Consider the following 23,788-nt stretch of genomic DNA (forward strand, 5'->3'; position numbering starts at 1 on the left):
CAGCATCACGGGTTATAAGTCCCTGATCGGACTTTAGGTTCGGAATTTATACCAGAGCTGATCTTTCATCTTCACATCCTGTCTCATCGCAGTCAGCGGATGAGGCAGGATGTGAAGATATTTACTGGTAGAAAAGAGTCTGTTTATTTCTTTTGTGCCTTGAGGAACTGACCCGTGCCCGGCTGTGCGACCAGTCTGCCATCATTCATGGCGAGCTTGCCCCTCTGGTAGACTTTGACTGGCCATCCCTGGACGCTTCGACCTTCATAGGGTGTGTAATCGATATTGCTCTGGAAGAGGCTGTTGGTGATCGTCACGGATTTTTTCGGATCCCACAGGACGAGATCAGCGTCGGAGCCTGGGGCAATGGTGCCTTTTTGCGGGTAGAGGCCGTATCGTTGGGCGGGGGTAGTCGCCGTCAGACGTACGAAGTCTGTCAGGTCGATTTTTCCGCTATTGATGGCCGCGTCATAGAAAACTGGCAGTCTCGTTCCCAGGCCGGGCATACCGTTGGGGATCAGAGAGAAATCCGCGTCCCGGCCGTGTCGTCCCTTGCCGGCCGAGCCGTCGAACGTATAGCCGCAGTGGTCCGAGGAAATAATGCTGATTACGCCACTGCGGATATACTGCCACATCCCTTCCTGAGCCGCTTTTGTGCGCAGGGGAGGGCTGCAGATATATTTCGTGCCTTCGAAGCCATCCCGCTTGAGGTCCTCTTCCGTCAGGGTGAGGTAGTGCGGGCAGGTTTCCGCCACGACCTTTACGCCACGCGACTGGGCGCGGCCGATTTCCTCGGCGACTTCAGGGCAGGAAACGTGGAAGATCTGGATCTTCTGATGGGTCAACTCGCTCATCGTCATGGCGCGATAGGTGGCCTCGCGCTCAACGCAGGGCGGTCGGGACGTGACATGGCCATGTGGCTCGGTGCGACCTTCAGCCAGGTGCTTGAGGATCAGGTGGCGGATGGCGTCATAGTTTTCGCAATGTACGGAGACGAGGATGTCGCTTTTGTGCGCGGCTTCCAGAACCTGAAGGAACTGGCCGTCCGAAAGGTGAAAATCGTCATAGGTCATGAAGACCTTCAGGCCTGCGGCCCCCCGTTCGGCGACTACGGGAATTTCATCACGGATGGTCTGTTCGTCGGTCCGGGTGATGATCTGATGAATGGCAAAATCGATACGGGAGTTGGCGCCTTTCCTGCGATAGGCATCAAACTGCTCTACGAGGCCACGACCGGGAACGTGGGAGGCAAAACAGACGACCGTAGTGGTGCCGCCCAGCAGGGCCGAGCCTGTGGCGGAAACGAAATCGTCTTCGTGGATCGTCCCGTCGGCTTCTTCCTGCTCGATATGACAGTGACCGTCGATTCCGCCCGGCAGGACGAGCAGGCCGGTTGCATCAATGGTTTCATGGCCTTTCAGGTCGAAACCGATATCGACGATCTTTGAGCCGTTTATTCCAATATCGGCAATATATTTATCCGTTGCGGTCACGATCATGCCGTTGCGGATAACGATGTCAAAAGTCGTCATGACGGGTTCTCCTGAAATATGGGGGAGCTGTTCAGCCGCCCCTGAGAATGTCCATGCAATCGGTTGCGACATTGCGCAGATGCATGACCATGGCTTCGCGAGCGCCGGTGCTGTCACCGTCGAGCAGGGCGTCCAGAATGGCCAGATGTTCCCGTGTGGACGCGGGAACACGGCCAAGAGGGTAGGTGACCTCACACAGGCGGGTCAGGGTCCGCAGCTCGCGGATGGAGCGCAGCAGGACAGTGTTTCCGGACACTTTGGGAAACATCAGATGCAGCCTGTCATCGAGCTGCCACTGGGCGGCAGTCTGTTCTGGCGTTTCGCCGAGCTCGATGACCTCCTGACGAAGGTTTTCCAGCATGCTGCGATCAAGTCTGTCGAAAGACAGGTTGATGGCTTCGCTTTCAAGGATCTCACGGATGTGAATGCCCTGAAAGAACTCGGTGGCCGAGACATTCCGGACAGCAAATGAACGCGAGCCCCGTTTGACCAGCAGTTCTTCGGCAGCGAGTCGCATCAGGGCTTCGCGGACGGGGGTCCGTGAGATGTCCAGATGATCGGCCAGACGGCCCTCCACAACGGACATGCCGCTCGGAAGCTCTTTTTCGAGAATCATGCGCCGGATCTGCGTGTAGGCCAGTTCAGCAAGATTCAACTCGCGTTCGGCCATCATGTAATCGCCCATTATGGTCCTTCCAGAATCATTGCGTCCTGCAATGCGGCTGACAGTTCCTGCCATTCTTCCTGAGCGATGATATCAGAAGCCTTGCGGGTACGGCAGGAGGGCCATTTGCCCTGCATGACCAGACAGGCTTTCAGCCGCAGGGTGGCTCGACCTGACGGCGCACGGCCGTAGATCAGATTGGCCAGCGGCTGGATGACGTCATGGACTTTGCGGGCGGCCGGGAGGTCATTGTTTTTCATCGCGCGCCACAGCTTTGCGAGCGAGACGGGCAGGATGGCTGCGAGGCTGACGAGACTGCCTGTCGTTCCGATGGCGAAGCAGGGCAGGAGATGTTCATCCCCCGAAGCCATGACGTCTACATGTGGTGCGACGCGGGTGGCGAGCCTGCGATGTTTGTCATAGGCGTTGGTTTCCCAGCTTCCTTCCTTGATGGCGACAATGCCGGGGAGCCTGAGCAGGCTTTCCAGGATCGGAAGGGAATAGGCCATGCCGCCACTGCCGACTGACGACTGATACAGCATGATCGGGGCGTCTACGGCCTCACAGATGGCGGCATGATGGGCGATGATCGCGTCCCGGTCCTGCGAGACGGCCCATGAGAAAGGCGGAAACACGAGCAGGGCGTCGGCTCCCGCCTCGACGGCATCCCGGGCGTGCAGGCAGGCTTCGTCAACGTCTTCGGACAGGATGCCCGAAACGATAATGCGGTCCGCACCAATGGTTTCGGCTGCCAGTTCCACGATGCGCCGCTTTTCTGCACGCGTCAGCAGATGGTTCTCGCCTGCATGACCGTTGCACAGGATGCCCACGATACCCTCGGGACGGGTGCAGTCGAGCAGATGCTGTCTGAACAGGGGCTCATCCAGCGTCCCGTTTTCCAGAAAGGGTACCAGCGTTGCGGCATAGACACCCCGGAACGGTGTGGGGGATGCTGGGATCATGACTGTGGTCCAGTGGCTGCGGGGGTGGAAAAGCGGGTGGGGTCGAAGGCGCTCAGGTCCGGGTTGCCGCCCAGGATCCGCTCGGCGAGCAGTCGGCCCATATACGGGCCGCTCGTAAAGCCGGAATGGACGCAGCCGACGACAAAGGCATCGTCATCTGGAGTCAGCGCGCCGATCAGGGGCATGGCGTCCGGCGTTTCGGATTCGAGGCCGAGCCAGACACGCAGGACCTGCGCTTCGTCGAGGCGCGGGACAACATACTGGGCCAGACGGACATTGCCGCGCAGGTTTTCGGGAATGACGCGGGTGCCGCCCTGATGAATGTTGCCTTCGCCCTGCCAGCCGCCGCCGATCAGCACGCTGCCATTGGCGAACTGCTTGAGGGACAGCAGGCCATTGGCAATGCTCAGGACACTCCCCATGACGGGAGGAAGCGTTTCCGTGACGACGAGCTGGTTGATGAGACAGCGGATCGGAATGTTGTATCCAAGCCACCCCAGCATTTTTTCGAGCCATGCTCCGGTGCTGAGCACGATCCTGCGGCCATGCACGGGCCGGGCGCGACTGGAAACCCGGACGTCATAGCCGCCGCCAGTGGCGGGGGTAATGGTCTCGACCGGACTGTTTTCGATGATCGTGACGCCGGCCTGCCGGAGCGCACGGGCATAGGCTCCCCCGACGCGGTAGGTCGGGATATGGCCGTCCAGCGCACAATAGGCAGCGGCGCGGAGGGCCGGATTTACGCCCGGTTCGATCCGGACTGCCTCTTTGGGAGAGACCACCTCGATGGGGGCTCCCATGTCCTGCCTGACCCGTGCGCGCTGGCGCAGAAGCTCTTCTTCGGCTTCGGTGAAGGCCATCGAAAGCCCTGGTGTCGCCAGGGCCCCTACGTCTTCCCCAAGCCAGTTGGCACTGTCGAGCCACATTTCCCGGCCGCGGATGGCATGGGGAATGAGCTGGGCTCGGGTCATGTGCAGGGTCAGGGTGCCTGCGTTGACGCCGGATGCCGCCCGGAACATATCCTGCCTGTCGACCAGGGCCACCTTCTGGCCGCCGCGCGCGAGGAAAAGCGCGGTCGTGGCGCCCATGACGCCGGCACCCACGATGACCGTATCGAAGACGTCCGGTCTGGTCTGCAGGGCGGGGGTCATAGCGGGGCCGCCTTTGGAAGGGGAATGTCGGAATAGGCGAAGGTCCCGGTCACGGCTGTGAGGGGGAGGGGGAAGAAGGGCATCCGGGCTGTGAAACTCCCCGCTTCTTCTGGAGTGTTGCCACAGGCCGCCGTTAGCAGGCCCCGGGCGCTGTCCTCGCACATCCGGCCCTGACAGGGCCCCATGCCGCAGCGTGTCCAGGCCTTGAGCTGGTTCAGGTCTTCGGCTCCGGCCTCGATGGCGGAGCGCAGGGTCGCGGCCTTTACCCGCTCACAGCGGCAGACGATTGTCTCATTCTGAAGATGGGTCGGGATGGCGCTCCCGGCGTTCATCAGGGGAAGCATCTGGCGGGAGACGGCTTCGAGACGACGAAGCTGCCGCCGGGGCGCACGTGTCAGGGTCTCGTAGGTTCGGGCGGAGATTACACCCCGGTCCTGAGCAATGGCATGGGCTGTGATCAGGCCCCGCAGACGGGCCACGGCCATGCCCCGGATGCCTGCGGCGTCGCCCGTGACGTAAAGATCGGGGCGGCTGGTACGGCCTGCGGCATCCGTAACGGGTTCGAGGTAACCGCCGGCGGGATCATGACGGTGCTGGACACCGGCCGTGCGTGTGATGAGGGTGGTCGGCTTGAGCCCATATCCGCAGGCTGCGGCCTCGGCAGCATAGACGTGGCGGCGCTCGGGATGATCCATTTCGCTGACGGTCAGGAGAAGGCCGGTTTCCGTTTCCTGTGCCGCCGAAATGTGGGCGCGGTGGTGGATCGGAATGCCGGCTTTCCGAAGACGCAGCATCCAGCGTGTGGCCTGCGTCAGGCGTGCCGGATCCAGAGAAAGCATGGCGCCGAGACGGAACCAGTCGGAGCGGTGGCCTGCATCCACGATGGCGACGACCTTGCCGCCCAGTTCAAGCACCTGATGGGCGACCGAGAACAGGAGTGGCCCCGATCCAGCCACGACGACGGTCTGGCCGGGCAGGGTCCCGCCGTTGCGCATCAGGATGCTGGCGCCCGCGAGCCCGGTGATGCGGGGTGTGGTCCAGCCCTGAAACGGAAGAAAACGCTCGGTGGCACCATTCGCGACGACGACGGTCGACGGGGGAAGCTGATCGATGCCGCCCGGCCCGATCAGGTCGAGGGTCAGGGTGGAAGACAGTCCCCAGACGCGGGTGGAAAACCGGACATCCACCGGGGATGCGGCCAGTTTCTGGCGCAGGGCATCGCCGCCAGAAAATTCGTGATTGGGGGGAACCGTCTGGCGGGCATAGGGTGAGGGCGCGCGGAAGATCTGACCGCCCGCAGCCGGCTGTTCGTCAATCAGGGTGACAGGAAAGCCGTGTCGGGAGAGCGCAATGGCGGATGTCGCACCGGCGATGCCTCCACCGATGACGGTGACGGGGGAGAAATCAGGACTGGACATAGGGCGTGACGGTCATGTTCGGGAGGACGGGAGCCTTGCAGGCATAGGCGACGGCGCCGTCGATGCGGACGCGGCATTCCTGGCAGCTGCCCATGAAGCAGAAGGCGCCGCGTGGTGTGCCATCGACGCCGGACTGGCCGAGTTCCGTGATTCCGGCGCGTCTGAGGGCCGCTGCAACCGGTTCTCCCTCGATGCCTTCGATGGCCTGGCTCAGGAAGGTGAAGGTGACGGATTGCATCTTGTTTCCTATCGGGATCGGTCCGGAGAAGAAATTTCTTTTAAAGGGTTTTCTATCGTATACAGAACGTATATCTGAATTAGATCAGTGATCGGGCAACCGCAACCCCAAAGTCGCACAGCATGCAGGGAAACCTTTCTTGAGAGCGAATTGGAACAGTCTGTTGCTGGGGTTCTGCGCTGTTTCCGGTGTCCTGTGGGGCGGGGGAGCAGGAGCGAGGGACAGTGCCGCCATCCGGGCGAGCGGGCACATCAATATCGGTGTGGAACCCGGGCTGCCTCCGCTTGGGGAATATGACGATCACAACGAACTCGTGGGATATGATGTCGATATCGGTCGGGAGATTGCCCGGGGCATGGGTGTCGAGCCGCGTTTCGTGACGCTCGCTTCCAGCGGACGCATTCCCTATCTGATGGCCGGGAAGGTCGATATCGTTCTCGGCGGTCTGACACTGACGCCCGGTCGCGCGGAGGTCATCGCGTTTTCGCGTCCCCTGTATTCCGAGCAGTTTGCGGTTATCACTCCCGGGGATCGGGGCATCACATCCTTTGCGGATCTTGAATCGGGCGCGCATCGCCTGATCGAGGTGCGGGGTTCAACGGCGGTTGCGTATCTGCAGCAGCGCGTTCCCAGGGCGCCGATGCTGCTTCTGGAAAGCTATGCCGATGCCATCCGGGCTCTGGCCCAGGGACGCGGCGATGCGATGGTGGATGTCATTGAGTATGTCGGCCATTACCTGCCGTCCCAACCCCAGGTTCACTGGCGGATCATTCGGGGATTTGCGCCACCGGTAGGGGACGACTGCATCGGCATGACGCGGCAGGATGTGGCGTTGCGCGGGGATGTGAACCGTATTCTCGACGCGATGGAGCATGACGGACGCCTGCAGCAGATCCATCGCCGGTGGTTCGACCCGGTCGTGGCGGAACGCGCGCCATGACGGGGCTGGATTTCCGTCCCGTTTTTGCGCGGTTGCCGTTTCTTCTGGGGGGTGTCGGCGTGACGGTCCTGATTGCGGGGCTGGCCTTCGTGTTCGGTCTGTTGCTGGCGGTCGGGCTGGCTGTGCTGCGCTTTGAAAATCAGGGGATCTGGCGCAGGTTTAGCCGCAGCTACAGCACGGCCCTGACCAACACGCCGCAGCTTTCGCAGATTTTCGCGGTCTTTTACTGTCTGCCGCTGATGGGGCTGATGGTCTCGCCGTTTCTGTCGGTCGTGATCGGGATGACGCTCAATGCGGCGGCCTATCTGGCGGATATTCTCGGGGCTGGCATGGCGCGGGTGCCGCCGGTCTATCATGAGGTTGCGCTGACGCTGGGGCTGAACCGGCGTCAGACCTATCTGCGGGTGATCCTGCCCTATGCGGGGCGCACGATGTTTCCGGCGCTGGCCAATCATTTCCAGATCATGATCCTGGGCAGTGCGATGGCATCCATTTTCGGCGTCGAGGATCTGACCGGCCGGGCCTACGATATCGGATCGACAACGTTCCGGATTCTTGAGGTCATGCTCGTGACGGGCGGTCTGTATGCCGTGCTGTCCTTTGCTCTGACCGGCGTGTTTGCCCTGTGCCGCCGGACGATGGAGCGGATGGTATGATCGCGTTTTCGCATTATGACATCGCGCTTCTGCTGCAGGCGATGGCCCGCACGGTCGAGCTGTCGCTGGGCGGCGGTCTTCTCGGGATTGCCGGGGCGATCATCCTGACGGCGCTGCGGCTGTCGGAGCTGCGCTATATGTTTCCGCTGCGGATGCTGGCAGTGCTTTATGTGCAGACCATCCGTCGCATTCCGTTCATCGTGACGCTGTATATCGTCTTTTTCTGCGCGGGCATGATGGGTGTGGACGTGTCGGCGACCATTGTGGCGATCTGTTCCATCGGACTGATTGCAGCGGCCTATCTCTGCGAGATCGTGCATGGTGGCGTGAAGACGGTTCCAGTGGAACAGGTCGAGGCGGCGCTGGTGCTGAACCTGCCGCTCTGGGCGCGGTGGCGCTACGTGATCGGCCCGCAGGCGATGTCCGCCATCGTGCCGCCGGCCGTGGGATATCTGGTTCTGTTCATCAAGGACACGGCGCTGGCCTCGCAGATCGGGGTTGTGGAGCTGAGTCAGGCGGGAGTGATCCTGTCCAACCGCGGGCTGCCCTCGGCGCAGGTCTTCTGCGCGGTTCTGCTGCTTTATTTCGCCATTTCCTATCCGCTGACCTGCCTGAGCCGCCTGCTGGAGAAACGCATTGCCGTACATTGATGTCCGCGACGTCTGCGTTCGCCACGGGAAGAACGAGACCCTGCGTCATGCCGGGTTCGAGGCCGAGCGCGGGGAAATCGTGAGTTTCATCGGGCCGTCTGGCTCGGGCAAGACCACGTTCCTGCGCACCCTGATCGGGCTGCAGCCGGTCTGGCAGGGACAGATGGGCGTTGAGGGGCGGATTGTGGACATGGCCGCTCCGGCCTCGGCGCGCATCCTGCGGGAGCAGGCGGCGATCGTGTTCCAGCAGTACGGGCTGTTCGGTCACATGTCGGTTCTGCGGAATCTGACGCTGGCGCCAACGGTCGTGGCGAAGCGCTCGCGCCGGGATGCCGAGCATGAGGCCCGGGCGCTGCTGGAGCGGCTGGGTCTGGCGAACAAGGCGGATATGCTGCCTGCCGACCTGTCCGGCGGACAGAAGCAGCGTGTGGCGATTGCGCGTGCGCTCATGCTCCGGCCTTCGCTGCTTCTGCTGGATGAGCCGACATCGGCTCTCGATCCGCACAAGGTGCGCGATGTCGGTGTGCTGCTGCGCGATCTGGCGCAGGACGGCATGACGATCGTTCAGGTTTCCCACGCGATGAATGTCGTTTCATCGCTGTCCGACAGAATCGTCCTTCTGGAGGATGGTCAGGTCAGGGCTGTCGGAAAGGGTCGTGGATGTGCGGCGCAGCAGCCGGATATCGCGGCGTTCATGAATACCCATGGCGGTGATGCCGCAGCGGATCCAGCCGGCTTGCGGCCGGACCCGGAACATTGAGGAAGGAAAGACCCATGAAGTTTCGTGGAACATATACCGTCATGATCACGCCGTATGACAGCGAAGGGCGCGTTGATGTCCAGGGGCTGCGGCGCTTCACTGACTGGCAGATCGCCCAGGGTATCGCGGGTCTCATCCCGCTGGGATCCACCGGCGAGTTCCTGTCGCTGACGGATGACGAGCGTACGCTCGTTGCGCAGACGGTCATCGAGCAGGCCGCAGGCCGTGTTCCGGTGTTCATCGGGACGGGCGCCGAGAATACCTATGACGTGATCCGCTATAGTCAGGAAGCCGAGAAGCTTGGGGCGGATGGCGTGATGATCATCCCGCCGTTCTATTCCACGCCGACGGATGACGAGCTTTTCGTCCATTATCGCCGGGTATCGGATGCAATCGGCCTGCCGATCATGCTCTACAACAACCCCGCCACGGCGAATGTGGATCTGAAGCCGGAACTCGTGGCGCGGCTGTCCCATATCGACAACTGCTGCCTGATCAAGGAATCCACGATGGATGTGACCCGCGTGCGGGACATTATCCGGCTTTGCGGTGACCGCCTCTCGGTTTTCGGCGGCATCATGGGCTTCGAGAGCTTTCTTGAAGGCGCGATCGGCTGGGTGGCTGTTGCGTCCAACGTGGCGCCGCATGTCATGAGCGAGATTTTCAATCTCTGTGACGGTTACAGGGATATCGGCAAGGCACGCGAGATGTATTTCCGCCATGTCCCGCTGATTCAGTTCGTGGGCGGCCAGGGTTATGTCTCGGGGACGAAAGCCCTGCTGAAGCACATGGGCTTCGATGTGGGTGGTCCGCGCGCGCCGCGTTTGCCGCTGCCGGCTGAGGATGATGCGCGGGCGCTTCAGATCGTCCGCGATCTGGACCTGCGGTTCGAAGAAAGCGCCTGATATGGGGGGCAGCCCTGTATCCTGTCTGATCCGGGGGATGGGGCTGCTCTGTGCAGCCCTGACGTTCGGAGCGCAGGCTGCGCCATGCCCGGAGGCGGTCAGCGGGCTGATTTCCTCCGGACATCTGGTCATGGCGACCAATCCGACGCTGCCACCCCTGCAATATGTGACGGTGGACGGGCAGATCGCCGGGATGCGGATCGAACTCGGAAACGAGATCGCCCGCAGGCTCTGCCTGAGGCCGGTTACGCTCTCGACGTCCTTTGCGCAGCTCACGCTTGGACTGCTTGAAAAGCGGTGGGATGTCATCAATACGGGGATGTTCTATACCGCCCAGAGGGCGCGTCTGATGGAAATGATCCCCTACGAAATCCAGGCGATCAGCGTTTCCCTGAATGATGATTCTGCATTGCATCCTGCACGGCTCGAGGATCTGTCAGGATCTTCGATCGGGGTCGAGATGGGCGGGATCGAGGAGCATCATGCCCGGGAGGCCGACAAGGCGCTGCGGGACGCCGGGCGCCCGGGCTTCGACATAAAGACTTTTCAGAACGTGGGGATCGCATTTGCCGCCCTGCGGGCGCGGCAGGTGACGGCCGTGTTTTCCATCGACGCGGTGGCACGGCGCAATGCGCTTCAGGGCGGCGTAAGGCCGGTTCTGAAGGGACTGTATCCCACGCCCGTCGCACTGGCGCTGCGGGACCCGGCTCTGGCGCAGCGATTGGCGGATGTTCTGGAAGACATGCGTGAAGACGGAACGCTGGACCGGCTGATGTCGCCTTTTGGCGTTTCGCCCTTTCCCGGACGGATCACGGTCTCAGGGCCGTCCCATCCGTCCGACATACACTGATACGACACACTGATTCGATACACGAGCACGGGGCATCGACATGCAGATCTGGAGCTGGCACGGCTTCTTCACCTATCTTGGCAGCCCCTATATTTTCCGCGGGGCGCTCATCACGGTCTACATGACGGCCGTCTCAATGGTGATGGGGTTCCTGCTGGGCCTGTTGATCGCCGTCATGAAACGCTCGCAGCGCCGTCTGCTGTCCTGGCCCGCGCGGTTCTATGTCTGGTTTTTCCGGGGTACGCCGCTGCTGGTCCAGCTGGTCGTGATCTATGCCGGACTGCCGAAGCTGGACATCCGGCTGAGCGTGATGGCGTGTTCGATCATCGGGCTGACGCTGAATGAGGCAGCGTATCTGGCGGAAATCATTCGTGCGGGTCTGAATGCCGTGCCAACCGGCCAGATCGCGGCGGCACGGGCGCTGGGTCTGAGTGAGCGGCAGATCGCCTGGCGCATCGCGTTTCCGCAGGCGTTCCGGCTCATCATCCCGCCGCTGGGCAATTCGGTGAATGGTCTGCTCAAGACGACCAGCGTGACGTCGGTCATTTCCATGGAGGAACTGATGCAGCGCAGCCAGATCCTGGTGCAGGACCAGTTCATGGTTCTGGAGCTGTTCTCGGTGGCGGCCCTGTATTACCTGCTCATGACGACAGCCTGGGATTTCCTGCAGCGGCGGATTGAGCATTATGCGGAGCGGCCCTATCGCCGTCAGCAGCAGTCCGTGGCAGTTGATCCCATTGAACTCCCTGTTACGACGCAGGACGCACGCTGATGTCGGAGCGTCTGAGTTTCACGTTCAATGACAGTCCTGTTTCCGCGAAAGCAGGTCAGACGCTGACGGCAGCTTTGATGGCTGCGGGCCGGATCATACATCGCACGGCTCCGGACGGGTCAGGGCGCGGGCCGTTCTGCGGGATCGGGGCCTGTCAGGACTGCCTGCTGGAAGTGGACGGACAGATGTCGCGCCGGGGCTGCATGACGCCGGTGCGGGACGGCATGCGGGTCCGGAGCAATGACCGTCTTCCGGATGCGGCTGTTTCAGCGCCCCTGTCGCAGGGTGAGGAGCGGCTGGCCGAGCATGTCTGCGAGGTTCTCGTGGTGGGTGCCGGGCCGGCGGGGCTGGTGGCCGCGACGGAGCTGGCACGGGGCGGTGTGGACGTTCTTGTCGTGGATGAACGCCACATTCCGGGCGGCCAGTATTTCAAGCAGAACGTCGTACATCCGGACCGGCAGGACGATCAGGCGCGCAGGGGACGGTACCTGATTGAGGCCATGCAGGCCAGTGGTGCACGTCTGTGGCATGACACGCTCGTATGGTGCGCTCATCGCGAGGACGGCGCGCTCGTCATCGGGGGGCTGCGGGATGGCGAGGCGTTCTATATCCGCACGCAGCACATCATCGTGGCAACAGGGGCGCAGGAAACGCCTGCTGCACGTCCGGGCTGGACCCTGCCGGGCGTCATCACGACGGGAGCGGGGCAGACGCTGTTGCGGGCCTATGAAACCGTCTCTCCGGGCCGGGTCATCATTGCCGGAAACGGGCCGCTCAATCTTCAGCTCGCGGCGGAACTCGTCGGTCGTGGGGCCGAGGTAGTGGCTGTTGTGGAGGCAGCGCCCGCGCCCGTGAAACGGCCCGTCCTGGCCGGGCAGCTTTCTGCGGGGGCGCCACGTCTCGCACTTGCCGGGATGCGGCATCTCTGGACGCTGCGTCGGGCAGGTGTGCCCGTGTGGTGGGAGAGCGTCGTGACACGGATCGAGGGCTCGGACCGTGTCGAACGTGTGACGGTGAAGCAGGCCGGAGCGGAAGCGCGTTCGATCGCGGTCGAGACGGTCTGTCTTGGCGACGGGTTTGTGCCGGCCAGCGAGTTGCCGCGTCTTCTGGGCTGTCGGCAGGACGTCCGGGACTGGCCCGTGACCCACCCTGAAACAGGACGACAGCCCGACGGGCGGACCGATCAGGCGGATGTGTCCGTCATCGGTGAGGCGGGGCGTTTTGGAGGAGCTTTTCTGGCGCAGGTCCAGGGCAGGCTGTGTGCGGCGCGGCTGCTGGAGCGTTCCGGAAAGATGATACCCCCCGGTCTGGAACGCAGCCGGCGGATGTACCGCGACAATGCGCGCTTTCAGGCCCTTCTGTGGAAACTCTATCAGCCGGTTGTGCCGCTTCCGGTGCCGGAGAATACCACGATCCTGTGCCGGTGCGAATGTGTGACGGCCGGGGCTGTCAGGGCACGGGTGGCCGAGGACGGGATTGCGGATCTGGCGGCTCTCAAACGGGCAACACGTGCCGGGATGGGGCGCTGTCAGGGGCGGTTTTGTCAGGCATCGCTCATGAAGGTCCTGCCCGGGCCGAAAAGCGAGAAAGACTTTACGGCGCCCCAGATTCCCCTGCGCCCGGTGCCGGTTGCGGCACTGGCGCGGCAGAAGCCGGAATGGCGTGGGCATGTGCGGGTTCCCATTCCGTCGGGTCTGGGACAGGCTGTGCAATCGGCTTCTGGCACCGCAGAGACCGTGGACGTCGTGGTCGTGGGTGGCGGGATTGTCGGGCTTTTTGCGGCGCTGTTTCTGGCGGAGGCCGGGAAGAGTGTCGTGGTGCTGGAACGCGGACGTGCCGGGGCCCTGGCCTCGGGCGGCAATGCGGGCAGTCTGCATGCCCAGCTCATGGCGTTCGATGCCAGTGCGGATACGGATGGGCCGTCGATGCCCGCGCGGACACTGGCCTTGCAGCGGGAATCCATCCGCATGTGGGAGGCGCTGCGCGGAACGTTTGACCGGGATCTGGAAATCAAGGTCTGTGGTGGCCTGGTCGTGGCGGAAACCGAATCTGACATGGAGCGTCTGCGCAGCAAGGTTGCGGTCGAGCAGTCTCTGGGCGTTGACGCGCGGATCCTGGATCCGGGTGAGCTACACGGGATCGAGCCAAACCTGAAACAGGGCTTTCTGGGAGGGGCGTATTGTTCCGAGGAAGGCAAGATCAATCCCATGGCAGCAACGCAGGCCGTCCTTACCCGGGCGCGCCGGGCCGGTGTGCGGGTTGAGGAACTGACGGCCCTGTCCGCGATCGCGCGCGAGGGAAGCCGGTTCCGCGTCAGTGCGGGTGCGGCAAGCTGGTCGGCCGGGGCTGTGGTGAATGCTGCCGGGGCCTATGCGGGAGAGGTTGCGGAGCTGGTCGGGAGGCGTCTGCCGGTTTTTGGGGCTCCGTTGCAGATGATCGTGACCGAGCCTGTGGCTCCGCTGGTCTTTTCGCTTCTGGCACATGCCAGCCGTCACCTGACGCTCAAACAGGCTGCAAACGGCTCCCTGCTGATTGGTGGGGGGTGGAGCGCCGGGCTGGATCCGGTGCATGGCCATCCGCGTCCGCTGCGGGAGAATCTGGAAGGGAATCTCTGGGTTGCCCAGAGGCTCGTTCCGGCTCTGGGCGCGGTGAATGTCGTCAGGAGCTGGGCTGCGATGAACATCGATATCGATGGTGCTCCGATCCTTGGGGAAAGCCCCGATGTCCCGGGATTCTTCACGGCGGTGACGGCCAATGGAGTCACGCTCGCGCCAGCCATGGGGCGGCATGTTGCGGATATGGTTCTGTGCCGTTCCGAACGTCCCGATCTGGAGATCTTTTCTCCCGCACGTTTTTATGGAGATCCGTCATGATCACGCTGGACAATGTGACGAAATCATATGGCACCTTTCAGGTGCTCAAAGGCTGTTCGGCGGAAATCGGCAGGGGCGAAGTGGTCGTTGTCTGCGGTCCGTCAGGCTCGGGCAAGTCCACGCTCATCAAGTGCATCAATGCGCTGGAGACGTTCGAAGGCGGCCAGATCTGGGTCGATGGCATGGCCGTGCGGTCTGCACAGACTGATCATTCGGCGCTGCGGGCAAAAGCGGGGATGGTGTTCCAGAGCTTCGAGCTGTTCTCCCATCTGAGCATTCTGGACAACATCATGCTGGCGCCTCGCCTGGTCCAGAAGCGTGCGAAGGACGAAATCCGCGAGCATGCGAAAACCCTTCTGCGCCGGGTCGGGCTGGAGCGCCATGCGGACAAGTATCCGATCGCGCTTTCCGGCGGGCAGCAGCAGCGTGCGGCGATTGCCCGTGCTCTGGCGATGAAGCCGGATGTGATGCTGTTCGATGAGCCGACATCGGCGCTCGACCCCGAGATGGTGCAGGAAGTTCTTCAGGTCATGACGGAACTGGCCCGTGAGGGCATGACCATGATGTGCGTGACCCATGAGATGGGATTCGCCCGGCAGGTGGCAACGCGGATTCTGTTCGTGGATGCGGGCGAGATTGTCGATGACTGTCCGGCAGCGGACTTTTTCGCGGGTCGCTGCTCGATGCGGGCCCAGGCTTTTCTGCGATTTGAGGCCGATCATCCCGGATAAGAAATTTTTTTTCAGTTCGGACAACATTCCGCTTCGATATCGAATTCAGTTCGTATACAAAGAGAATATGAACTGAAGACGAAAAGGCGATCCGGTGGGAGAAGGCGCTGTGCTGGAAAAGACTTCCTGTTGCAAGAAAACGCTGACCGAGAGTCTGGACTGTGTTGTCGACCGGGATTTCGAGACGCGGCAGGTGCCGTTTCTCCAGGAGCTTGTCAGGGTTCCGTCGGACAACCCGCCCGGTGACTGCGCACCGCATGCCCTGTTCTCTGCCGGGCAGTTGCGGGATCTTGGGTTTGAAGTCGAATGTCATCCTGTGCCCCGCGATTTCGTGGAACGCCACGGAATGCAGAGCGCAACCAATCTGATCATCCGGGAACGTTTCGGGGACGGTAAGGGGCCGGTCATTGCCCTCAATGCACATGGCGACGTGGTGCCCCCTGGTGAAGGATGGATTCACGATCCCTATGGCGGTGTGATCGAGGACGGAAAGCTCTATGGTCGCGGGGCCGCGGTCTCCAAGTCCGACTTCGCAACCTATGCGTTTGCATTGCGGGCGCTGAAGGAAGCTGCTTCGGATCTCTCCGGGACCGTCGAGCTGCATCTGACCTATGATGAGGAAATCGGCGGCCATGTCGGTCCGGGTTGGCTTCTGGCTGAAGGGCTGAGCAAACCGGATCATGTCATTAGTGCCGGTTTCACCTATGACGTGATGATCGCGCATAACGGCAGCCTTCAGCTGGACGTCGCTTTCACTGGCAAGGCAGCCCATTCCGCATGGCCCGAAACAGGGGCGGATGCCATCGAAGCGGCCAGTCGTGTCATGTCGGCGCTGTATGCCTATCGGGACGGGCTGGTAAAGACGGTTTGCTCCATTCCGGGAATTGATACGCCAACGCTCGTCATCGGAACGATCGAAGGCGGGGTGGCAGCCAATGTCGTTCCCGAACATGCGAAATTCCGTCTGGAACGCCGGATCCTTCCCGACGAAAAAGCGGCCGATGTCGAGGCCGGGCTGCGTCAGATCATTCTGGAGGCGGCGGATGTTCCGGGGGTGCAATGCGTCGTGACGCAGCATCTGCTGGCGCTGCCTCTGGTGCCGGACGCGGGTCAGGCCCCCCTGATCGCAGCGTTGCAGGATGCTGCTGAGGCTGTTTTCGGGGAGCAGATTGCCGTGAAGGGCATGCCGCTTTTCACGGATGCCCGGATTTACAGCAATGCGGGTTATCCCACTGTTCTGTACGGAGCCGGACCACGTCGGCTTCAGGACGCCAATGGCCACCGTGCGAATGAGCATGTGGTTCTCGAAGACATGCGCCGTGCGACGAAGGTGATTGCAAATGCACTGGCCTGTCTGCTGCGCCCCGAAGCCATGTAGTCCCGACCCCGAAATAATTCCACCGTGCAGCAGTGGGCCCTGCGGTTCCTGCTGTGCGATCTGACTATTCCGACTGATATCCCTGTCTTGCCAGGGCGATGGAGCCGATCATGAACATCAGGAAACTTGCGCTTTATTCGACTTTTCTCTCCGTCAGTTTCTGCGCTGGTTCGGTTTTTGCCGCCACGACAAAGGCCACTTCAGGTCCCGTGAAGGCGTCGGTTCACAAGGTGCCTGCCAAGGCGGCGCCAGTGAAGGCAGTGGCGCCCGCCAGGCGGGTGGCAAAAGCCAGGAATGCCCCGTTCGTCGCAGGGGGCGAAGAGGGCGTGATCGTGACCGGTACGCATGCCACGAACCGCCATGCCCGTCAGAGCACGAGTCCGATCACGGTTCTGTCCAGCGCGACGCTGCGTCGCTCAGGCATGATGAACCTCGCCGATGCGCTGGCGAAGACGTATCCGTCCATCAACATGAGTACGATGGGCAATGACGCCGGCGCACTGACATCCTTCATCCGGATGCGTGGACTGAATCCGAACCAGGTCCTGGTGCTGGTGGATGGCAAGCGCCGCCACACCACCGCCAACATCAATGCGGATGCGGGCCCGAACTTCGGTGCGACGCCTGTGGATCTGAACATGATCCCGTCGAACATGATCGATCATATCGAGGTGCTCGAGGACGGCGCGGCCGCGATGTACGGTTCCGACGCTATTGCGGGCGTGGTGAACATCATCACCAAAAAGCAGGATCATGGTCTGAACATGAGCGCCCAGACGGGGGCGAATGCCTATAACGGGGATGGCTGGCAGTACCAGCTGAACGCCGATGGCGGCCTCAAGCTCGGCAATGACGGGTTCATCCATATTTCGGGACAGGTTTACCATACGGATCATTTCGTCACGAATACGGTCGACAACCGCCTTGCGGGCTATGTCCCGGCAGGCGCTGCGAATGAGCTGTATACAGGGTCCGTCAAGGTGCCCAAGAACTCCAACAAGATCATGAGCACGCCTGAAGAGACGCGTGAAAATCTCGGGATCGATTTCGGCAAGAACCTGACCGAGAACATCCAGTTCTACGGACAGATCACGTATGCGCACCGCCATGCGGAAGCGTATGAGAACTATCGTGTCCCGTCGGGTGCCAGTGCCAGTAATCCGGAACTGTTCCCCTACGGTTACTCTCCGCTGGAGACGATCGACGAGAACGATTATGCGGCGACACTGGGCCTGAAGGGCGGGCATTTTTTTGGGTTTGACTGGGATCTGAGCAGCACCTGGGGCGAGGATCTGGACAAGATTTCCAACAAGAACACGACCAACCCGAACATGTATGCCGCAACCGGATACACGCCCACGACCGTCCGGACGTCCAATTTCCGCCTCGCGCAGTGGACGAATAATCTTGATTTCCGGCGGAACTTCAAGATTGCCAATGTGGTTCCCATGACGGTTGCGTTTGGTGGCGAACACCGCCTCGAGCAGTACACCATCATGGCCGGAGATCCCGCATCCTATGAATATGGTGGTACGTCCGCACTTGCCGGTCTGACGCCGCAGGACGCCGGCAAGTGGAACCGTGACGTCTGGGCTGCTTATCTGGACGGTGACTTCCATCTGCTGAAGAACTGGGACCTCGATTTCGCCGGCCGCTTCGAACACTACACCGATGTCGGCAATACCGAGAACGGCAAGGTCTCCACACGTTACGACATCACGAAGCGGATTGGCCTGCGCGCAACCATCAGCAACGGTTTCCGTGCGCCAACCATGGCCGAACAGCATTACAGCGCCATCAATGTCGGTCCGACCTCGGTGCTGGGTCTGCTGCCAGTTTCGTCATCCGAAGCCCGTGCGACGGGTGCGTCCCCCCTCAAGCCGGAGCGTTCGACCAGCGCGACCGGTGGCATTGTTCTTGAGCCGATCGACGGCTTTCATATCGAGACGGATGTCTATCAGATCAACATCCGCGACCGCATCGTGCAGGGCGGCAACGTGACGGGGGCAACTGCGATTTCGGCGCTGGAAGCCATGGGTGTCTCTCTCCCGGCCCTGACCCAGCTTTCCGAAAACGCCGTACAGACCTACTACTTCACGAACGGGGCAAGCACCCGGACGCAGGGGCTGGACATCAAGGCGGATTACATGTTCCGCATGCATCGTTACGGCAATCTGAGCCTGTCCATGGCGCTCGATCTGAACCGGACGCGCCTGACGCATAACGGTATGTCCGCTACGGGATCGCCGCTTCTGAATGCCCAGAACATTGCCTATCTGACGACGGCCTATCCGCGCAGCAAGATCATCCTGAATGCGTTCTGGACGATCGGCAAATGGGACGTGAACGTGCGTCAGACCCGTTACGGTGAGACGACGGACATGATGACCTATCAGGACTGGACGCCGACGGCCTCGATCTGTCCGATCGACGGCAAGCAGCTTCAGCAGTCCAGCAGCTGCTTCGCCCAGTTCAAGAATTCTCCGCGCTGGCTGACGGATCTTGAGATCGGCTATCGTGTGAATTCCCGCTGGCATCTGGCGGTGGGGGCGAACAACATCTTCAATGTCCGTCCCCGCAAGCTCCCGGGCGAGCTGAACCAGCTTGGTGGCAACCCTTACGATACGTTCTCGTCGCAGGTTCCGATGACCGGCGGGTACTATTACGGACGTGTCAATTTCACGCTCTGATATCAGAAACGGTTTGAGCAGATCATGCTTTGAGCGCGGAAAGGTTATCCTTTCCGCGTTTTTTTATGGATGCCGTCAGACACTGGCTTCATCCAGCAGGCGCATAATATCCGAGAGGAGGAGGGGCAGCGGGGGGGGGGCCGCTTCGTTTCCTCTCAAAGGATAAGAACAGCTTACGGTAGGATAGAAAAAAACATACATTCCGTTATCGTTCCGAAGTTCGTTAGATTTTCCCTCAAGGTGATCGGCTGAGTGCGGGAGGTCACCGGGAACATTCAGAACTTCCGGATGCCTGGATTGAGCGACAGGCACGCGGGAGACGAGCGGGAAGAATATCAGCCGATGAAAAAGGTCTCCATTCCTCTAAGTGCCCTTCTGCTCACCTGCGCGGCGAGCCAGTTGGTCTGTATGCAGGCCCACGCGGCAGATCCCGCACCGGAGACAGACAGCGCCAAGACCCGCAAGGCGGCAGGTATCCGTACGGCTTCAAAACAGAAAGCGGTGGCGCTCCCCAGGGAAGACGAAACCGTCATCGTAACCGGAACGCGTGACCCGCACCAGACGGTCCGCAAGAGTGCCAGCCCGATCCAGGTCGTCACCTCTGCCGAAATTTCCCGCACGGGCCAGTCCGATCTCCGTGATGCCCTGACGCAGCTGACACCGTCCCTGACGCGTGCGCCGCTTCTGATCGGTAACGCCAATATGGTGGATGTCCTGCGTCTGCGTGGCCTGTCCCCTAATCACACCCTGATCCTCGTTGACGGAAAGCGCCGTCATGCGACCTCCGTGCTGTCCAACAATTCCGGGCCGCAACAGGGATCGAACGGTGTTGATATCGACATGATCCCGATCTCCGCGATCGATCATGTGGAGATCCTTCAGGACGGCGCCGCCGCCCTTTACGGCTCCGATGCGGTCGCAGGCGTCATCAACATCATTCTCAAGCACCGCAAGTCCGGCATCACGATGCAGGCCACCAATGGCGGACGTTACGCTGGTGACGGTTTCCAGTCCGGCGAGTCCATCAATGCGGGTTTTGATCTGATGGGGCGCGGCTTTTTCGATCTGAGCGCGGAATACAAATATCAGGATCACACCATCCGCAATTCGGCCGACAGCCGGAACGGCAAGTATGACTTCAAGGACGAGGGCGATCCGCGTCAGCAGCGCGGCACCATCTCCTACAACATGCAGTATGACTTCCTGCCGGATCTGTCGCTGTATTCGTTCTCGACTTACGGCCATCGCTATGGCGAGAGCTATCAGGATGCACGCGTCGCCTCTTCAGACTGGCCCATGTACCCCAATGGCTTCAGCCCGAAGGAGAGCGTTTCGGAAGACGATTACAGCGTCACCCTCGGCCTGAAGGGTGAGAAATTCGGCTGGAACTGGGATCTCAGCACGACCTATGGCAGCGACCATACGTCGATGGATCTCTTCAATACCGTCAACCCGTCGCTCTATGCCGCAACGGGTTCCTCTCCGACGAGCTTCCACGAAATGGCGTTCACAAACACCCAGTGGACGAATGATTTCGGCATCCATCGCAGCTTTCATACGCCGATCTTCGCAGGCCCGATCAACCTCGCGATGGGCGCGCAGTACCGCTACGATGAATTCGACATTATGGCGGGCGACGCCAACTCATATTACGGCACCGGCCCACAGGGTCTGCATGGTCTGAGCCCGCAGAATGCCAGTGAGAGCAACCGTGATGTCACGGCAGGCTATGTGGAACTTTCCATGCGGCCGCTGAAGAACTGGCAGGTCGATTTCGCCGGGCGCTACGAATATTACACGGATGCTGGGGATACGAAGACCGGCAAGGTCTCCACGCGGTATGATTTCAACAAGTACTTCGCCCTGCGCGGGACGATCTCGAACGGCTTCAGCGCACCCTCCCTGCTTCAGGAGCACTGGTCCAACCTGTCTGTCGCACCGACCTATGCAACGGGTTATCTGCCGGTCAATTCCGCCGGTGCACGCCTGATCGGAGCCAAGCCGCTCCATCCGGAACACACGATGAGCTACAGTGCGGGTTTTACGCTGGACCCGCTGCCGCGCTTGCATATCAGTGTGGATGCGTATCAGATCACCATCAAGAACCGCATCCTAGCGGCAGGCGTCTATAACGGCGCGAATGCGATCGAAGCCCTTCGTCTCGACGGCTTCACCGTGCCGTCCACGCTCCAGTCCAACGCCGTCACCGCCTCCTACTACGCCAACGCGGCCGACACGCGGACGCGGGGCCTGGACGTGACCGCCCGCTATGAAACCCGCTTCCGCGACTGGGGCAAGATCGACTGGGATGTGGCCCTGAACCTCAACGAGACGGACCTGACCCATACGGGCAAGGACGGGAACGGCAACAGTCTTCTGAACTCCCAGCAGGCCGCCTACATCACGAGCTATACGCCCAAGAACAAGCTGATCTTCGGTGGAACCTGGCAGTATAAGAAGCTGGGCGTGTCGGTACACGAAGTCCGCTACGGCCACGCGACGTCGTCCCTGACCTATTACGAAGGTCCGCTGGCCTATTCGAATACCGATTTCATGCGCTACGTGAACAAGGCCCGCTTCGAGACCAATCTGGCCGTGTCCTATCAGGTCCTGCCGCAACTTGGGCTGACGCTCGGCGGGAATAATGTCGGCAACGCGAAGCAGCGCCGTATTCCCAAGGAATTCCGCTATCTTGGTGCGTTCCAGTACGACTATCAGATTGAACAGCTCGGCTATAACGGTGGATACTACTACCTGCAGGCCAATCTGAACTTCTAGGACACACGCGTCATGAGGGTGCCAGACACGGGAGAAAGCTCCTGACAGGGAAGGATCTCCCCCATCGTTCCGGAGCGCTGCGCCTGATCGGACTTCTGATTGGGGTCAACGCTCTGGCATGGCTTCTGGCGTTTCTGCTGTTCCACGGAAACGCACTTCTTCTGGGTGCGGCCGCACTGGCCTACGGGCTGGGTCTGCGCCACGCCCTGGATGCGGACCATATTGCCGTCATAGACAATGTCACGCGGGCGGCTTTGCGTGAGAACCGGCAGGCCCGCGCGGCCGGACTGTTCTTCTCGCTGGGTCACTCCACGATCGTCTGTCTGGCAACACTCGTGATCGTCCTTGCCGGGCAGCATTACCGCGCGCAGATCGATGCGTTTGCAGTGCAGGGTGGCCTGTTCGGAACATGGGTCTCCGTCTTGTTCCTGCTCGTCATCGCCACCCTCAACGCCACGACCCTGCATGATCTGTGGCGCAGACGGCGCGGAGCAGATGCATCCCCTCCCGATACGCCACCACGAGGGCTCTCCCGGCTGCTTACCCCGGTCCTGCGTCAGGTCTCGGTGAGCTGGCACCTCTATCCGGTCGGGTTTCTCTTTGGTTTGGGTTTTGATACCGCATCGGAAATCAGCCTTCTGGGCATCTCCATCGTCCAGAACCAGCACGGTCTGCCGATCTGGCAGATCATGATGTTCCCGATGCTCTTCACCGCCGGAATGGCCCTGCTGGACACGGCTGACAGCGTTCTGATGCATGGTGTTTACAGACGGGCAGGGCGCAGGGTGAACTGGAATCTGGCCCTGACCACCATCTCCGTTATGCTGGCGCTGGTGATTGCGGGGATCGAATTGGTGAACCTTCTTGCGGACCATCTGCCGGGGCTGGAAACGCTCACGCCTCTCGCCAGCGTGTTGTCCGATCATTTTGAACTGATCGGCGGCGCCGTCTTCTGCGCCTCCGTCCTCGGATGGTTTCTGCTCCGATCCGGCCGGGAAGAGGAGCCTGCATGAGCACGGCAGTCCTTCAGCGCGCCAGAGGCTGGTTCGGCCTGACGGCAAAACTCTGTGACGGGCGGACTGTTCGCGGCGATCTGGAGCAGGGCGGATGCTGTCGCCTGTTGTTCCCACGCGTGGACGGCGCGTCTCTGGAAGCCGTCACTGTCAATATTTCCGGCGGCATCGCAGGTGGGGATCGGATTGAAGGCCGCATCGCCTGCGCTCCGGACACGGAACTTCTGGTCACATCGCAGGCCGCAGAACGCATCTACCGCGCCCGCGCCAGCGATACGCCGCCCGAAATCCTCACATCCTGCCATATCGCGGCCGGAGCCAGACTGGACTGGCTGCCCCATGGCACGATCTTCTTCGATGGCAGTCAGCTCCGTCGACACATGACGGTTGAGATGGACGCGTCATCCAGCTTTCTGTTCCTCGAAAGCCGGATGTTCGGCCGCACCGGATCGGGCGAAATCCTGCAGACACTCACCCTGCGCGACCGGCTGACAATCCGGCGGGACGACCGCCTCATTCTGGAAGACCTCGTGCGGCTGGAAAGCGGGGATGTGTCCGCGCTGATGGCCCGGAAAGCCGTGAGTGCGGATCAGCTCGCGGTCGCCACACTGGTGCTGGTCTCGCCGTTTGCGGAAGCGCGGCTCGACGCCGTGCGGGACGTGCTGGATACGATCGTGCCGCATGAGTTTGCAGCATCCGCTTGGAATGGCATGCTGGTTATCCGAGGTGTGGCGTCGGGCGGGTGGTCGCTGGAAAAGACGATCAGACAGATCCTGCCGGTCCTGCGGGACGGGCGCCCCATGCCAGCCACATGGCGGTCATGACAC

General features: G+C 61.4%; 21 protein-coding genes. 14 read left to right on the forward strand and 7 right to left on the reverse strand.

All coding sequences use genetic code 11. The features are described from left to right. Positions 1-143: 143 nt before the first annotated feature. From hydA to KP701_RS09405, 6 genes are read right to left on the reverse strand one after another with little or no spacing between them, the layout of a single operon-like run. Positions 144-1,532, reverse strand: a complete 1,389-nt coding sequence (hydA, locus tag KP701_RS09380; protein ID WP_215746958.1) for a dihydropyrimidinase — start codon at positions 1,530-1,532, stop codon at positions 144-146. Positions 1,533-1,563: 31 nt separating this feature from the next. Next, the gene (locus tag KP701_RS09385; protein ID WP_252345516.1) at positions 1,564-2,217 is read right to left on the reverse strand and encodes a GntR family transcriptional regulator; all 654 of its coding nucleotides are present in this window, start codon (positions 2,215-2,217) and stop codon (positions 1,564-1,566) included. Continuing rightward, positions 2,217-3,158, reverse strand: coding sequence for a dihydrodipicolinate synthase family protein (locus KP701_RS09390; RefSeq protein WP_215746959.1), 942 nt, complete (start codon positions 3,156-3,158; stop codon positions 2,217-2,219). Before KP701_RS09390 ends, KP701_RS09385 begins: the two co-directional genes overlap by 1 nt. Continuing rightward, positions 3,155-4,309 carry an FAD-binding oxidoreductase gene (locus KP701_RS09395; RefSeq protein ID WP_215746960.1) on the reverse strand — a complete coding sequence of 385 codons (1,155 nt, stop codon included), beginning with the start codon at positions 4,307-4,309 and terminating at the stop codon, positions 3,155-3,157. Before KP701_RS09395 ends, KP701_RS09390 begins: the two co-directional genes overlap by 4 nt. Continuing rightward, complete coding sequence (locus tag KP701_RS09400; RefSeq protein ID WP_215746961.1) at positions 4,306-5,727, reverse strand: FAD/NAD(P)-binding oxidoreductase; 1,422 nt, start codon at positions 5,725-5,727, stop codon at positions 4,306-4,308. The genes KP701_RS09395 and KP701_RS09400 overlap by 4 nt, the downstream gene beginning before the upstream one ends. Then, positions 5,714-5,965: a (2Fe-2S)-binding protein gene (locus tag KP701_RS09405; RefSeq protein ID WP_080691930.1), complete on the reverse strand. Its 252-nt coding sequence runs from the start codon at positions 5,963-5,965 to the stop codon at positions 5,714-5,716. The genes KP701_RS09400 and KP701_RS09405 overlap by 14 nt, the downstream gene beginning before the upstream one ends. Positions 5,966-6,104: 139 nt before the next feature. On the opposite strand from KP701_RS09405, the gene KP701_RS09410 reads away from it, so the two are divergent. From KP701_RS09410 to KP701_RS09465, 12 genes are all read left to right on the forward strand, one after another. Next, a complete protein-coding gene (locus tag KP701_RS09410; protein ID WP_215746962.1) occupies positions 6,105-6,905 on the forward strand; it encodes a transporter substrate-binding domain-containing protein in 801 nt (266 codons plus the stop codon). After that, positions 6,902-7,561, forward strand: coding sequence for an amino acid ABC transporter permease (locus KP701_RS09415; protein WP_215746963.1), 660 nt, complete (start codon positions 6,902-6,904; stop codon positions 7,559-7,561). Before KP701_RS09410 ends, KP701_RS09415 begins: the two co-directional genes overlap by 4 nt. Further along, positions 7,558-8,211, forward strand: coding sequence for an amino acid ABC transporter permease (locus tag KP701_RS09420; protein WP_215746964.1), 654 nt, complete (start codon positions 7,558-7,560; stop codon positions 8,209-8,211). The genes KP701_RS09415 and KP701_RS09420 overlap by 4 nt, the downstream gene beginning before the upstream one ends. Then, entirely contained in the window at positions 8,198-8,971 is a 774-nt protein-coding gene (locus KP701_RS09425; RefSeq protein ID WP_215746965.1) for an amino acid ABC transporter ATP-binding protein, read from the forward strand. Before KP701_RS09420 ends, KP701_RS09425 begins: the two co-directional genes overlap by 14 nt. 14 nt (positions 8,972-8,985) lie before the next feature. After that, the gene (locus tag KP701_RS09430; RefSeq protein ID WP_215746966.1) at positions 8,986-9,876 is read left to right on the forward strand and encodes a dihydrodipicolinate synthase family protein; all 891 of its coding nucleotides are present in this window, start codon (positions 8,986-8,988) and stop codon (positions 9,874-9,876) included. Position 9,877: 1 nt separating this feature from the next. Next, entirely contained in the window at positions 9,878-10,726 is an 849-nt protein-coding gene (locus tag KP701_RS09435; protein ID WP_215746967.1) for a transporter substrate-binding domain-containing protein, read from the forward strand. Between the two features lie 40 nt (positions 10,727-10,766). Beyond that, a complete protein-coding gene (locus KP701_RS09440; protein ID WP_215746968.1) occupies positions 10,767-11,498 on the forward strand; it encodes an amino acid ABC transporter permease in 732 nt (243 codons plus the stop codon). Continuing rightward, positions 11,498-14,371: an FAD-dependent oxidoreductase gene (locus KP701_RS09445; RefSeq protein ID WP_215746969.1), complete on the forward strand. Its 2,874-nt coding sequence runs from the start codon at positions 11,498-11,500 to the stop codon at positions 14,369-14,371. Before KP701_RS09440 ends, KP701_RS09445 begins: the two co-directional genes overlap by 1 nt. After that, a complete protein-coding gene (locus KP701_RS09450) occupies positions 14,368-15,102 on the forward strand; it encodes an amino acid ABC transporter ATP-binding protein (RefSeq protein ID WP_215746970.1) in 735 nt (244 codons plus the stop codon). Before KP701_RS09445 ends, KP701_RS09450 begins: the two co-directional genes overlap by 4 nt. Before the next feature lie 112 nt (positions 15,103-15,214). Further along, entirely contained in the window at positions 15,215-16,480 is a 1,266-nt protein-coding gene (locus KP701_RS09455) for an ArgE/DapE family deacylase (RefSeq protein ID WP_252345528.1), read from the forward strand. A gap of 110 nt (positions 16,481-16,590) precedes the next feature. Then, the gene (locus KP701_RS09460) at positions 16,591-19,170 is read left to right on the forward strand and encodes a TonB-dependent siderophore receptor (RefSeq protein ID WP_252345517.1); all 2,580 of its coding nucleotides are present in this window, start codon (positions 16,591-16,593) and stop codon (positions 19,168-19,170) included. 297 nt (positions 19,171-19,467) lie between these two features. Next, on the forward strand, positions 19,468-21,948 hold the full coding sequence (locus KP701_RS09465) for a TonB-dependent siderophore receptor (protein ID WP_252345518.1): 2,481 nt from the start codon (positions 19,468-19,470) through the stop codon (positions 21,946-21,948). Here the strand turns inward: KP701_RS09465 and KP701_RS16280 are convergent. Continuing rightward, entirely contained in the window at positions 21,945-22,169 is a 225-nt protein-coding gene (locus KP701_RS16280; protein WP_252345519.1) for a hypothetical protein, read from the reverse strand. The genes KP701_RS09465 and KP701_RS16280 overlap by 4 nt on opposite strands. Between KP701_RS16280 and KP701_RS09470 the strand changes: the two genes are divergently transcribed. Continuing rightward, complete coding sequence (locus KP701_RS09470; protein ID WP_371818943.1) at positions 22,170-22,961, forward strand: HoxN/HupN/NixA family nickel/cobalt transporter; 792 nt, start codon at positions 22,170-22,172, stop codon at positions 22,959-22,961. Further along, the gene (locus KP701_RS09475) at positions 22,958-23,785 is read left to right on the forward strand and encodes an urease accessory protein UreD (RefSeq protein ID WP_215746973.1); all 828 of its coding nucleotides are present in this window, start codon (positions 22,958-22,960) and stop codon (positions 23,783-23,785) included. The genes KP701_RS09470 and KP701_RS09475 overlap by 4 nt, the downstream gene beginning before the upstream one ends. The last annotated feature ends 3 nt before the right edge of the window (positions 23,786-23,788 follow it).

The sequence above is a fragment of the Gluconobacter sp. P1C6_b genome (genome assembly GCF_018811945.1).
GTDB lineage: Bacteria > Pseudomonadota > Alphaproteobacteria > Acetobacterales > Acetobacteraceae > Gluconobacter.